The sequence below is a fragment of the Blastococcus sp. SYSU DS0533 genome, assembly GCF_054050775.1.
Genome location: NZ_JBJGZZ010000016.1, coordinates 1 through 12,512, shown reverse-complemented (window position 1 = coordinate 12,512; position 12,512 = coordinate 1). Strand labels below are relative to the sequence as shown.

Genomic DNA, 12,512 nt, shown 5'->3' with positions numbered 1-12,512 from the left:
GCACGTGAAGCCTCCTATGCCCTGAGGACGACGACGTCACGGCCCGCTGAAGGTGGCCACGATGTCCATGACGGCGGGGCCGAGCAGCACGATGAACAGCGTGGGCAGGATGCAGAGGATCAGCGGGAAGATCACCTTCACCGGGATCTGCATGGCCTTCTCCTCGGCCCGCTGCCTCCGCTTGAGCCGCATCTCCGCGGCCTGGGTGCGCAGCACGTCGGCGATCGACACCCCGTACTGGTCGGCCTGCACGACGGCCCGGATGAACCGGCGCAGGTCGGCGACACCGGTCCGCTCGGCGAGCGCCAGGTAGGCGTCCCGTCGCGGCTGGCCGACGGCGATGTCCTGCAGGGTGCGCACCAGCTCCTCGGCGAGCGCGCCCTTGCCGTTGCTGCCGGCCCGGGCCATGGCCGACTCGAAGCCGAGCCCCGCCTCGACCGCGATCGTCATCTGGTCGAGGGTGTCGGCGAGCTCGAGCGCGATGGCCTCCCGGCGCTCCTGCCCGCGGCTGTGCAGCAGCAGCTCCGGGAGGAAGTAGGCGACCAGGGTCGACACGGCCGCGACCAGCGCGGTGAGCAGGCCAGGCCGGGAGGTGGCGACCAGCAGCCCCAGCGCGCCGGCGATCACCCCGAGCACGAGCTTGGCCGCCACCAGCCGCGGCACCGGCCAGGCCGCCGGGCGGCCGGCGGTGGCCGCGAGGCGGTCGAGCCGCTTGACCGTTCCGCGCGGGGTGAGGCCCCGGGCCAGGCGGGTGAGCGCGCCGGGACCGCTCCGGACGGCGGTGGGCCCCTCCGTCGGGAGCCCCCGCAGCAGGTTGTCCCGCGCCTGCACCGTCGCGGCCGGGGTGCGGTCGAGCAGCGACCAGCCCAGCAGCGGCACGGCGGCGCAGACGCCGACGGCGCCGAGGATCACGGGAACCGGCAGGCCGCTCATCAAAACCTGATCGCCACGGTCTTCTTCAGCCACAGGCCACCGGCCACCAGCATGAGGGCCGCCGCGGCCAGCATGCCGTAGCCCACGAGGCTCTCGGTGAAGGTGGCCAGGTAGCCGGGGTTGGTGAGCGAGATGAACCCGGTGACGCCGAACGGCAGGGCCATCAGCACGACGGCCGAGAGCTTGCCCTCCGCCGAGAGCGCCTTGACCTGCCGGCGGATGGCGTTGCGCTCGCGGATCGTGTTGCCGACCGCGTCCAGCACCTCGGCGAGGTTGCCCCCGACCTCGCGGTGGATGGCGATCGCCTGCGCGACCCAGGTGAAGTCGTCGCTGCCCATGCGCACGGCGACGTCGTCGAGGGCCTCGGCGAGGTCGCGGCCCACCCGGGTCTCGTTGACGATGCGGGCGAACTCCTCCGAGGTCGGCGCCTCGGCCTCCTGCGAGACGGAGTCGACCGCACGGAGCAGGCTGTGCCCGGCGCGGAGGCTGCTCGACATCAGCTGCAGCGAGTCGTCCAGCTGGTCGGCGAAGGCGGCCTGGCGCCGGCCGGCGCGGAAACCCACCAGCAGCTTCGCGCCGAACGGCACCACGACCACGAGCAGGAGCGCCAGGAGCGGGCCGCCGAGGACGGCACCGGCGAGCGCACCCACCAGCGTGGTGGCGCCGACGGCGAGCACGAAGTTCGGCAGCGCCGTCCCGATACCGGCGCGCTCGAGGGCCGCGGCCCCCGCGGCCAGCCGGCCGCGCTTGACCAGCGCCTTCTCGACCGCGGCGCCGGCCGCCGCGCCCGCGCCCAGCAGCGGCGAGGCCGGCGGCGCGACCGAGGGGTCCAGCCGGGTCAGCGGCACCCGCGCGGGGCCGGCCGGGAGGACGACGAGGGCCACGATGAGGAGGGCGGCGGAGATCGCGCCCACCCCCGTGACGAGCAGGACGCCGGCCACCGTCACCACCGCCCCGCGCCGGCGGCCTCGGCGGCGCCGAACACCCGCGGCGAGAGCCGGATGCCGAGCTCGTCGAAGCGGTCGGTGAAGCGCGGGCGCACCCCGGTCGGCACCGGCTCGCCGAGGAACCGGCCCGAGGCGTCGACGCCGGCGGAGTAGTCGAAGAGGAACGCGTCCTGCAGGGTGACGGTGTCGCCCTCCATGCCCTGCACCTCGGTCACGTGGGTGACCCGCCGGGTGCCGTCGCGCAGCCGGGTCAGCTGCACGACGACGTCGACGGCCGAGGCGATCTGCTCGCGGATGGCCCGCAGCGGCAGGTCCATGCCGGCCATGAGCACCAGCGTCTCCAGCCGCGCGATCGCGTCGCGGGGCGAGTTGGCGTGCACCGTCGACAGCGAGCCGTCGTGCCCGGTGTTCATCGCCTGCAGCATGTCGAGGGACTCCCCGCCGCGGCACTCCCCCACCACGATCCGGTCGGGCCGCATGCGCAGGGAGTTCCGCACCAGGTCGCGGATGGTGATCGCGCCCCTGCCCTCGATATTGGGCGGGCGCGACTCCAGCCGGACGACGTGCTCCTGCTGGAGCTGCAGCTCGACGGCGTCCTCGATGGTGACGATCCGCTCCCCGTCCGGGATGAACGACGACAGGACGTTGAGCAGCGTCGTCTTCCCGGTACCGGTACCGCCGGAGACGATGACGTTGAGCCGCGCCTCGACGCAGGCGTTCAGCAGCTCGGCCATCTCCGGCGAGAGCGTGCCGAAGCCGATCAGGTCGGTCACGGTGAACGGGTCCTTGGAGAACTTGCGGATGGTCAGCGTCGACCCGCTGAACGCCAGCGGCGGGATGATCGCGTTCACGCGCGAGCCGTCGGCGAGGCGGGCATCGACCAGGGGCGAGGACTCGTCGATCCGCCGCCCGACGCGGGAGACGATGCGGTCGATCACCCGCCGCAGGTGCTCCTCGGAGGTGAACCGGGTGGTGGTGCGCTGCAGCTTGCCGCCGCGCTCCACGTAGATCGCCTCGGGCCCGTTGACCATGATCTCGCTGACGGCGTCGTCGTCGAGCAGCCGCTGGAGCGGGCCGTAGCCGAGCACGTCGTCGGCGAGCTCGGCGGTCAGCCGCTGCCGCTCCTCGGTGCTGAGCGGGACGTTCTCCTCCTCGACGACCTCGTCGAGCTCCTTGAGGACGACCGCGCGGAGCTGGTCCTCGGCCAGCGTCGGGTCGTTCATCCGGCTGCCCATGCGCTCGAACAGCGCCTTGCCCACGCGGTCCTTGAGCCGGCTCAGGGCATCGGTCGGCGGCGGGGTCGCGGCCGACGCCGGGCGGGCGGCCGGGAGCACGCGCACGGCCGCCGGGGCCGGGGTGGCGGCGGGGACCGGCCCGGCGGGGGTGGCGGGCGGCCGGGACTCCCCGCGGGCGGCCTCCAGCCGCTGGGCGAGGTTCACGACGCCGCCCGGTGCCGGGCCCGGTAGCGCCCGGCCTTCATCAGCGGCGTCGCGGAGAAGCGGGACACCAGCCGGCGCAGCTCGCGGACCATCGGGTCGCGGCGGCTCCCGCTCTCCAGGATCGGCACGCCCTGGTTGGTGGTGGCGGGCACCGCCTTGGACCGCGGCAGGACGACGTCGACCCCCGTGCCGATCGTCGTCTCGACGTCGCGGACGGTCAGCCCGCCCTTGGGGTCGGCGAAGTTCATGACGACGTGCCGCCCGGCGGGGATCATGCACAGCTCGCGGAGGACGTCCATCTCCTTGCGCAGCCCGCGCACGCCGGGCACGTCCATGCTCGAGAGCATGACGACGTCGGAGGCGCGGTCCAGCGCCGCCAGCGTCTGCTCCGACAGCCCGGGCGCGGTGTCGACGACGACGTAGCGGAACTCCCGGGCCAGCGAGGCGAGCAGCCGGCTGACGTCCTCGCCGGTGATGCCGTCGCCGGCCGCGGGCGAGTCCGATCCGCAGACGGCGTACAGCCCGCTCGGGTGCTGGGTGAGGAAGGTCTTGAGGACCATCGTGTCCTCGCTGGCCGGGCCGTGGACGGCGTCGGGCAGCGTGTACTCCGGCACCAGGCCCAGGGCGGAGGCGACGTCGCCGAACTGCACGTCGAGGTCGACGAGCACCGTGGACTGCGGCGCGGCTGCCGTCAGCCCGATCGCCAGGTTGGTGGAGACGGTCGTCTTGCCGACGCCGCCCTTGGGCGAGGCGATGGTGATGACCCGGCCCGCGTAGCGGTCGGTCTCGGCGACGGGCCGCAGCACCCGGCGGCGGCCCGCCGCCGCGTGCCCGGCGCGCTCCACGGCGGCGGCGATCTCCGCCACCTCGGCGTCGGGCGGGAGCAGGTCGCGGATGCCGGCGCGCATCGCCGAGCGCCACATGTCCGGCGACGGCTCGGCGATCAGGACGACGGTGATGCCCGGGCTCTGCACGTCCAGCCGGCCGGCGAGGGTGAGCACCTCCGGCGCCGGCGCGTGCGGGCCGACGAGCAGCACGTCGGGGAGTTCGTCGTCGAGGAGCTGCTCGAACAGCCGGGCCGGGTCGCTGGGCAGCCTCCCCGGCGGCAGGACCTGCAGGTCGCCGCCGGTGGCCTCCTTGACCCGCAGGACCAGGTCCTCTCCCGCTCCGGCCAGGACGACGCGGCTCATGAGTAGGCCTTTCCGTAGAGGGTGTCCGGGGTCAGCACCGTGGTGCGGGAGACGTCGGGGTCGGCCGGCTCGAGGGACAGCCAGATGCTGGCGTGCTCGGCGGCGAAGACGATCGCCTCGGCCTGGGCGGCGGTGACGGCGAACGTGATCATGAGGCTGCCCGAGGGGGCGGGAGCTGCCGCGGCCACGGTCCCGTCGGAGGGCGGGGCGGGCGGGGCGGGCGCCCCCTGCACCTGGGTGACCAGCACCTCGTGCAGGACGGAGTGCGTGCTCACCGGCTCGGTCATGGAGACGATGACGCCGACCGTGTCGCCGGCGGCCAGCCGCCCGCCCACCGCGCGCTGCGGGTCCAGGACGACGCTGACCTCCTGCATGCCGTCGGGCACGGGCACCGTGCCGGGCGCCTGCATGTCCCCGGGCCGCTCGAAGCGGCTGTCGAGGAGCTGCTCGCCGGGCGCCAGGTCCACGGTGGCGACCCGGTCGGCGAGCGCGGTCAGGTCGGTGACCCGGCCCGGCAGCGCCGCCTTCGCCGGAAGCAGCGCCGTGCCCACGAGCTCGGTGAGCGCGCTGCCCGTGGTGCCGGCAGGGATGGGGGCCTCGGCCACCAGCACCTCCACCGCCTGCACCCCGGCGAGGGCACGCTGCTCGGCGCCGCGCACGTAGCCCAGCAGGACCGCGGTGCCGGCCACGACGAGCGCGAGGGCCGCCACGGCGGCCAGGAATCGACGTCTCACGAGTGGTCGCCCCTATCGGATCAGTCGGAGGATCGAGGCGCCCGTCTGCGGCGCGTCCGGTGAGTGGTTCCAGTCGTCGGAGAGCTCGACGAAGCGGGTGTAGTAGCCGGTGACGCAGCGGTCGCTGGAGGTGGTGCCGGGCCCGCAGACCTTCTTGCCGCTGCTGATGGAGCCGTTGACGGCGTAGCCGGTGAGCGTGAAGGCGGCGTAGCCGTAGACGCGGTACCAGCCGTTGCTGCCGCCGGCGCCGAACTCGTCGAACAGCGGCAGCAGCACCGTCCGGCCCAGCCAGCCCTGGAGGTCGGCCTCCGAGCACCCCTGGGGCAGCGAGACGCCGGTGTCGGAGTCCAGCCGCTGCCCGATCGCGGAGGTGGCGTGGCAGCGACCCTGGTCGGGCACGACCCAGCCGAAGCCACCGGGCACGAAGTTCCCCGACGGCCCGGTGCAGCCGCCGACGTCGTCCGACTTGCTGAACATGATCGTCTGCAGCGTCTCCGTGGACGGCAGCCCGCCGCCGGTCTGCGCCTTGAACGAGCACCAGGAGAAGGTGAGCGGCAGGACGGCGGTGCCCTGGCTGGGCGCTCCCCAGCCGACGGTGGCGGTGGCCGACACCTGGCTGCTGTCGTGGCCGATGACCGGCGCGAACCAGTGCTCCTTCGGGGCGGCGCCGGTGACCGTCACGCTGAGCGGGTCGCCGCTGAGGACGGGCTGCGCCGCCGTGCCGGTGGGGTCGTTGTGGCTGATCAGCTGCTGCGCCGTCGCGAGCATGTCGCCGCAGTCGCCGCGCGAGCAGTCCTGGGCGACGGCGATGGCGGCGGCGTCGGCCGCGACCTGGAGCCGAGCGCGCTCGGCGTAGAGCGCACCGATGTCGACGGCGATCGCCGCGAAGCCGAGCAGCGGGACGAGCACGAGCGCGAAGACGACGGCGGTGGCGCCGCGCTCGCCCTCGAGGCGCCGGCGGATGCGAGGGGTCAGCCGTTGCACCGCATGACCCCCGTTCCGGTGAGCTCGATGCCGGAGCCGAAGAAGTCGGTCAGGTACGGCATCGGGTAGGTGATGGTGAGGCGGACGGCGGTGTCGCCGGCGCCCGTGGTGGGGCAGGTCTCCGCGGTGCCACCGACGACCTCGATGCGGATCTGGGCGTCGGTGATCGCGGGGTCGAGCGAGGCTGCGGCGGTGCGGACGACGTCGCGGGCGTCCGCCGGGTCGTTGCGCAGGGCCATCGCCCGCACGCCCTCGCGGGCGGCGGCCGAGAGCGTGCCCTGGACCTGGAAGGCGTGGCCGAACTCGGCGATGCCGATGAGCAGCACGAGCAGCAGCGGCACGATGAAGGCGAACTCGACCGCGGTCGCGCCGCGCTCGTCCTGACGACGTCGGCCCATCCCCGGCACCACCTCTCCTCGTACGGCGGCGCAGCGGCCCTCGGGGCGAGGGCCGCTGCGCCGGAACCGCTACGGCGTCGCGCAGCAGCGGGTCGTCAGGGGGTCGTGGCGGCGGGAGCGTCGGGCAGCTCGTCGGTGATGCTGGTGAACAGGGCGCCGAGCTCCTCACCGAGCAGCGTGACCGCCGCGATGATGACGACGGCGATGAGGCCGACCATGAGGCCGTACTCGACGGCGGTGGCGCCCTTCTCCTCCCGGCGCAGGCGCTCCTGGGCGACCGCGACGAAGCTGGCGATGGCGGCGTAGGCGTTGATCACGTGCACTCCCTGAGGTGTCGGCCGTCCAGCAGGATCGGGTGATCCGGCCTGTGCGGCTGCTGGGGGGAGTTGTCGTGCGGGACACGCCGCGGCTTGAGCGGGTCTCACCCGTTCCAGCGACACCGGCCCGCCGTGCGGGGGACGTGGCGGCAGGTCGGATCACGCTGCGTGAGCGGATCAGCCGAGCAGAGCGCCGCCCCAGCCCACGGCGAGCGCTGCCCCCGCGAGCATCGCCGGCCCGAAGGGCAGCTCGCTCCGCCGGTCGACCCGTCGGGTCGCGAGCAGCACCAGCGCCACCACGGCCTGCACGACGAAGCCCGCCACCGCGCCCAGCAGCACGGCGTCCCAGCCCAGCCAGCCCAGCGGCAGACCGATCAGGGCGGCCAGCTTGACGTCGCCCATGCCGAGGCCGGCGGGCGAGATCAGCGCCATGACCAGGTAGCCGCAGAACAGCGCCACGGCCGCCAGCCCGGCGCGCAGCAGCTGCTCCCAGGCGCCGTCGGCCGCCGCGGCCGCGGTGAGCAGGGCGGCCGAAGCCGCGACCGCCGGCCCGGTGACCCGGTCGGGCAGCAGCCGGTGGCGCAGGTCCACCAGGGCGAGGAGCACGCCCGCCCCGGTGACGACGAGGAACGCCGGCAGCGCCCAGACCGCACCGAGCCGCAGCGCCACCAGCGCGAACAGCGTGGCCGCGAGCACCTCCGTCAGCGGGACGGGCAGCATCCGCCGGCTGCGCGTCCCCTCCTCGCCGTCCCAGGGAAAGGCCGCGGCGAGCCGGTCGGCCACCGCTCCGGTGAGCACGCCCAGCAGCGCGGACACCGCGGCCGCCGCGGCGGTCACCGGCCGGTGGGAGGGAGCTCGGGGGTCACGGCGCACACCCTGGCACAGGACGCCCCGGCTTCCCGGCAGGCCGTCGGAACCGGACGAGCCGTGGGTTCGGCCGCAGACCGACCGGTCCCCGGCCGTGGGGAGGGAGGACGCCGGACGACGGGCAGAGGACGGGCAGGGTGTCCTCCGCCTGCTGGGCTGAGCCCACGCCACCCCGACGGCGAGCGGACATCCCGCCGGTGGGCCAGACTCCGGTCGTGACTGTGGACGAGGGCTCGACCCATCGCACGGCGGCGGTCTGGTCCTACCGGGGGCACGGGGTGCACGCCGCCCCGGGCGTGCACGAGTACGCGCTGGACCTGGTCCGCCAGGAGCTGCCCGAGGGCGGCCGGATCCTCGAGGTGGGTGCGGGCTGTGGCGCGCTGACGTGCCGGCTGCGGGAGGCGGGCTTCGACGTCGTCCCCACCGACCTGGACCCGCCGCACGACTGGATCCACCGGCTCGACCTCGACGACCCGCAGTGGACCGAGGAGACCCGCGGCCCGTTCGACATGGTGGTCTGCGTCGAGACGCTCGAGCACGTGGAGAACCCGCGCAAGGTGCTGCGCTCGATGCGGTCGGTGCTGGAGCCGGGCGGCAAGCTGCTGGTGAGCACGCCCAACATCGGCCACCCGCACTCGCGGCTGAAGATGTTCCTGCGCGGGGCCCCGTTCATCTTCGGGCCGGGCCACTACCACCAGCCCGGCCACATCTCGATCCTGCCCGACTGGCTGCTCGCCGAGCACGTGCGGACAGCGGGCTTCGGGGACATCACCGTCACCAGCGGGGGCTCGACCTGGTACGTGGGCGCACGGAAGGTGGCCCATCGGGTGGAGACGGCGCTGCTGTGGGCGATCGGGCTGCGACCGCGGGCCCAGTCCGGCGAGGGGATCTGCACCTTCGTCACCGCCGTCGCCGTGTGACGCGGCCGGGGGACGCGTGCGCGCCCCCCGGGCCCGCCGCTCAGCCCCGGGTCAGCCGGAACACCGAGATGGTGCCGTCGTCCTCGTTGCTGGTGAGGAACAGGTGCCCGCGCTTGACGGCGAGCAGCCCCTCGGGCGCCTCCCCCGTGGGCAGCACCTGGAGCAGCTGCGGCGCGGCCTCGTCGGCGAAGTCGTAGACCAGCACGGCATCTCCGCGCTCGGAGCCGATGAAGGCGTAGGTCGTGCCGTACAGCGCGGCCACCTCGGCGCCCTCGAACTCCGCCCCCTTGTCGTCGCTGCGCCCGTCGGGGTAGCGGCCGGCGTCGGCGAGGGCCTGCTCGGCCGCCCCGCCGGACGTGCTGACGACCTCGCCCTCCGGGGAGAAGACCGTCCAGCCGCGGCCGCCGCTGGGCTCCTGGGCCAGGTCGCCCTCGTCGGCGGTGACGAGGTTGCCCTCCGGGGTCCACTGGACGGCGTCGGGCTCCCGGGGCGCGGACAACGCGTCGTGGAAGGCGATCGTGCCGTCGTCGGCCGTGTCGGCGTCGGTGCGGGTCACGACCCCGGCGGAGAAGGAGCCGACCACGGTGCGGGTGCGCAGGTCGACGAGGGCGACGGCGTTGTTCTCCTGGAGGGTCACCGCCGCGACGCCCTGCCGGTTGATGTCCACGAACTCCGGCTCCGGGTCCTCGGGGAAGGCCGCCCCCTCCAGGCCGGTCAGCTCGACCCGGTCGACGGCCCAGCGGTCCGGCGTGCCGCGCAGGTCGACGACGGCCAGGAAGCCGGCGGGCTCCTGCGGCAGCCCGCCCTCGACGCCGTCGACCTCGATCTCCTCGTCGCGCTGGTTCTCGATCGCGACCGCCGCCACCGCACCGTCCGGGCTCAACGCGATCGAGTCGGGCTGCCCACCGAGGTCGACGGTCCGGACGACCGACCGGGTGCGCAGGTCGATGACGGCGAGCTCGCCGGAGGGGTCGGTGAAGGAGGTGCTCGTGTCGACCACGGCCAGGGCGTGCCGCCCGTCGCGGGTGACGGTCACCGACGTCGGCTCGCCGTCGACCGGCACGCTGCCGATCGCGCGGGGCTCCGCAGGCCTCGACAGGTCGACCAGCCCGATCTCGCCGGTGGCCGAGTCGGTGTACAGGAGTGACCGGCCGTCCGGGGTCACCGCGAGGATCTCGGCGACCTCTCCGCCCACCTCGTAGGTGGCCAGCTCGGCGAAGACCGGCGCGGGCGCGGGCACCGCAGCGGCCGGGGCGACGGAGGCGGCGAGCAGCAGGGCGGCTGCCGGGAAGGAAGAGGCGAGAAGCCGGGCACGGGATCGCACGGGCGTGCTCCTGGGGGTCGAGGGACAGGTGGTGCCGACCCTGACCAGCGGAGACGACGCCCCGGCATCCGGCGGACCAACCGCGGGTGACCGGCGGGCGACCAGCTCGACGCACGTGCGCCCCCTGCCCGGGAGCCGGGCAGGGGGCGCACGTCGTCGAGCGGTGGTTACGGCAGGAAGGCGACGTGCGGGTGGTCCATGTGGTTGGCCGTCGGCGAGCCGCGGTCCTCCATGCCCTGCCACGCCCAGCCGGTCCACGAACCGGCGATCCGCTGCTCCCAGATCACGTAGTCCACGCCCAGCCGCGCCGCGTTGTCGATGACGTACTGCGCGATGGCGTGGCCCTTGGCCGAGTCGCTGTAGACCATGAAGTCGGCCGCCAGGCCTGCCCTGGGGCTATGTCCGGGGCGCGTGAGCACTGTGCCGACGCCGTGGACCTCGGCGATCTCCTGCACGTCGGGGCGGACGTGGGCGTCCCACTGGTCGTAGGCCGACGACGTCGCCACCGGGGCCGGGGCGGGGGCCGGGGCGGGCCGCTCCGACCGGCTGGCGGCCTCGGGCACCGCTCCGCCACCGCTCAGGGCGAGCACCTGGCCGACGCGCAGGACGTTCGCGTCCGGCCCGATGACGCCGAGGTTGAGGGCGTGCAGGTCCTGCCAGGTGGTGCCGTGCCGGGCCGCGATGCGGGCCAGCGTGTCGCCGGCGACCACGGTGTAGGAGCCGGCGTCGGCCGCGGGGGCCGCCGCCGGTGCCGGGGCGGCACCGGCGCCGCCGATGGTGAGCACCTGCCCGACGCGCAGCAGGTTGGGGTCGGCGCCGATGGTGCCGCGGTTGGCGTCGTAGATGCTCTGCCACGTGGTGCCGTGGCCGGCCGCGAGCTTGCTGAGGGTGTCGCCGGCGCTGACGGTGTGCTCGCCGGTGTGCGCGGCCGCGGGGCTGATGGCCCCCATGGTGAACGCGGACGCCGCGGCGATGACGACCGCCGGGTAGGACACGGCGGCCATGGTGCGGTTGCGGGAGGGACGACGGTGCCGTCCCACGGTGCGGTTGCTCTTGGGCATGGAGTGGTGAGCCTCTCGCCGCCTGCGGGGTTAGCTGTCGGGTTCGGGCGAGAGCTGCCCGGCCGCGCTGGGCGCGGCTTCACCCCGAGGTCCGGGAGACCACGAACGGTGGGTCCCCCACCCTGCCCGTCGTGTTCGACGCTGCCGGGCGGCCGTGGGCAGGTTCGGCGGGCGGCCACCCGGGTCCGCCGGTCAGCGGACGAGCGAAACGCTAGGCAGGGCGACCGGCGAGCCAGAAGCTCGGACCCGACCTTTTCGCGGACCCTCCGCGCAGCCGCACGGTGAGTCACCGACCGAGCGCGCAGCGCCCCGTTTTCACCCCTTCGGGTGAGGCCACGGACGCCGGCGCACGGGGGCGACGGACGAGTCGGCCTGTACGCCGGGTTCTGTCCACGGGCGCCTCACGGCCTCCCGATGGGCGGTCATCCATCTAGGCCTGCCGTTGCCGGCAGGCTCCAGCGGTCTACCCGCAGGCTCGGGCGGGCCGCCCTCGAACGCCTGCGCGGAGCGGCGGCGGACCGCCGCTCCTTCTTGACCTAGCTCCGGGTGGGGTTTACCGAGCCACGCCGGTCACCCGGCGTGCTGGTGGTCTCTTACACCACCGTTTCACCCTTACCGGCGCGAACGCCGGCGGTCTGTTTTCTGTGGCACTGTCCCGCGGGTCACCCCGGGTCGCCGTTAACGACCACCCTGCCCTGTGGAGCCCGGACGTTCCTCGGCGACGGGGTCTCCCCCGCCGACGCGACCGCCCGGCCGACTCGTCCGTCGTGCCAGGGAGTCTAGGCGGTCCGGCACATGGCGTCGGCGGCACGCGGGTAGAGGACATCGGTACCGCCACCACCCGATGAAGGAGGACGACATGGGACTGATCTCGGGCCTCGTCAAGGCGAACCTGCTCAAGCGGCTGCTCAGCCGGTTCAGCCGCCGCACGCGCTGACTCTCCGTGCCCCGCCCTGCAGCACCGTGGGCGCTCCGGGGCGACTGCCTGCCCGCCACCGCGGTCGTGAAGCCCGACGGGTCGACCGCCCGTGGCACGCAGCGGGCAGTCCCCCGACCCGCGCCCTGACGGCGTCGGGGCTTCGGCCCTCGCCAGCGCCTGCCCCTCGGCGGAGCCATTGTTCGTCTGCGCCTCAACGCGTCGGCTCCAGCCCGTGCCCGCGCCCGCCCGGGTAGGGCCGGAAAGTGTCGTACCTCCGGCCTAGCCTGCGGGTATGTCGGTGGCGGCGGGCTTCCAGGTGGGGGTAGGGGTGTCCCTGGTGGATCCCTTGCCCTCGGAGTGGGAGCTGGCCGATCCTGATCCGCGGCGGTGGGACGAGCCGCTGTCGGCATGGTTGCCGGCCCGCCGGTCGGCGGGCGAGGCGGCGGATCTGCTGCGGCAGATCGTGGCGGCCGAGGCCC

Annotated in this window: 13 protein-coding genes, 1 other RNA gene and 1 riboswitch; of the genes, 2 read left to right on the top strand and 12 right to left on the bottom strand. The window is 74.5% G+C overall.

The window, feature by feature from the left end; all coding sequences use genetic code 11:
* Positions 1-36: 36 nt before the first annotated feature.
* The 9 genes from ACI79W_RS16540 to ACI79W_RS16500 all read right to left on the bottom strand — a co-directional run bounded on the left by ACI79W_RS16540 (position 37) and on the right by ACI79W_RS16500 (position 7,779).
* Positions 37-933 (bottom strand): type II secretion system F family protein, encoded by an 897-nt coding sequence (locus ACI79W_RS16540; protein ID WP_456563180.1) that lies wholly within the window; start codon positions 931-933, stop codon positions 37-39.
* A complete protein-coding gene (locus ACI79W_RS16535) occupies positions 933-1,874 on the bottom strand; it encodes a type II secretion system F family protein (protein WP_456563179.1) in 942 nt (313 codons plus the stop codon). The genes ACI79W_RS16540 and ACI79W_RS16535 overlap by 1 nt, the downstream gene beginning before the upstream one ends.
* A 2-nt stretch (positions 1,875-1,876) precedes the next feature.
* Positions 1,877-3,319, bottom strand: coding sequence for a CpaF family protein (locus ACI79W_RS16530; protein ID WP_456563178.1), 1,443 nt, complete (start codon positions 3,317-3,319; stop codon positions 1,877-1,879).
* Positions 3,316-4,509, bottom strand: a complete 1,194-nt coding sequence (locus ACI79W_RS16525; RefSeq protein ID WP_456563177.1) for an AAA family ATPase — start codon at positions 4,507-4,509, stop codon at positions 3,316-3,318. Before ACI79W_RS16525 ends, ACI79W_RS16530 begins: the two co-directional genes overlap by 4 nt.
* Positions 4,506-5,243: a Flp pilus assembly protein CpaB gene (gene cpaB / locus ACI79W_RS16520; RefSeq protein ID WP_456563176.1), complete on the bottom strand. Its 738-nt coding sequence runs from the start codon at positions 5,241-5,243 to the stop codon at positions 4,506-4,508. The genes ACI79W_RS16525 and cpaB overlap by 4 nt, the downstream gene beginning before the upstream one ends.
* Before the next feature lie 12 nt (positions 5,244-5,255).
* Positions 5,256-6,227 carry a pilus assembly protein TadG-related protein gene (locus tag ACI79W_RS16515; RefSeq protein ID WP_456563175.1) on the bottom strand — a complete coding sequence of 324 codons (972 nt, stop codon included), beginning with the start codon at positions 6,225-6,227 and terminating at the stop codon, positions 5,256-5,258.
* Positions 6,215-6,625, bottom strand: a complete 411-nt coding sequence (locus ACI79W_RS16510) for a TadE/TadG family type IV pilus assembly protein (RefSeq protein ID WP_456563174.1) — start codon at positions 6,623-6,625, stop codon at positions 6,215-6,217. The genes ACI79W_RS16515 and ACI79W_RS16510 overlap by 13 nt, the downstream gene beginning before the upstream one ends.
* Positions 6,626-6,720: 95 nt before the next feature.
* Positions 6,721-6,942 carry a Flp family type IVb pilin gene (locus tag ACI79W_RS16505; RefSeq protein ID WP_456563173.1) on the bottom strand — a complete coding sequence of 74 codons (222 nt, stop codon included), beginning with the start codon at positions 6,940-6,942 and terminating at the stop codon, positions 6,721-6,723.
* Between the two features lie 177 nt (positions 6,943-7,119).
* Positions 7,120-7,779 (bottom strand): prepilin peptidase, encoded by a 660-nt coding sequence (locus tag ACI79W_RS16500; protein ID WP_456563172.1) that lies wholly within the window; start codon positions 7,777-7,779, stop codon positions 7,120-7,122.
* A 245-nt stretch (positions 7,780-8,024) separates the two neighbouring features.
* Here ACI79W_RS16500 and ACI79W_RS16495 point away from each other — a divergent pair, with 245 nt between their 5' ends.
* On the top strand, positions 8,025-8,729 hold the full coding sequence (locus tag ACI79W_RS16495) for a class I SAM-dependent methyltransferase (protein WP_456563171.1): 705 nt from the start codon (positions 8,025-8,027) through the stop codon (positions 8,727-8,729).
* A gap of 40 nt (positions 8,730-8,769) precedes the next feature.
* Here ACI79W_RS16495 and ACI79W_RS16490 read toward each other — a convergent pair whose 3' ends face one another.
* The 3 genes from ACI79W_RS16490 to rnpB all read right to left on the bottom strand — a co-directional run bounded on the left by ACI79W_RS16490 (position 8,770) and on the right by rnpB (position 11,875).
* Positions 8,770-10,053, bottom strand: coding sequence for a hypothetical protein (locus tag ACI79W_RS16490; RefSeq protein WP_456563170.1), 1,284 nt, complete (start codon positions 10,051-10,053; stop codon positions 8,770-8,772).
* A 167-nt stretch (positions 10,054-10,220) separates the two neighbouring features.
* The gene (locus ACI79W_RS16485) at positions 10,221-11,114 is read right to left on the bottom strand and encodes a LysM peptidoglycan-binding domain-containing protein (RefSeq protein ID WP_456563169.1); all 894 of its coding nucleotides are present in this window, start codon (positions 11,112-11,114) and stop codon (positions 10,221-10,223) included.
* A gap of 24 nt (positions 11,115-11,138) precedes the next feature.
* A riboswitch (cyclic di-AMP (ydaO/yuaA leader) is annotated at positions 11,139-11,235 on the bottom strand.
* A 238-nt stretch (positions 11,236-11,473) separates the two neighbouring features.
* Positions 11,474-11,875: RNase P RNA component class A (gene rnpB / locus ACI79W_RS16480), an RNA gene on the bottom strand.
* A 450-nt stretch (positions 11,876-12,325) separates the two neighbouring features.
* On the opposite strand from rnpB, the gene ACI79W_RS16475 reads away from it, so the two are divergent.
* Positions 12,326-12,512 (top strand): hypothetical protein (locus ACI79W_RS16475; RefSeq protein ID WP_456563168.1); only part of this gene is annotated, 187 nt, incomplete at its 3' end.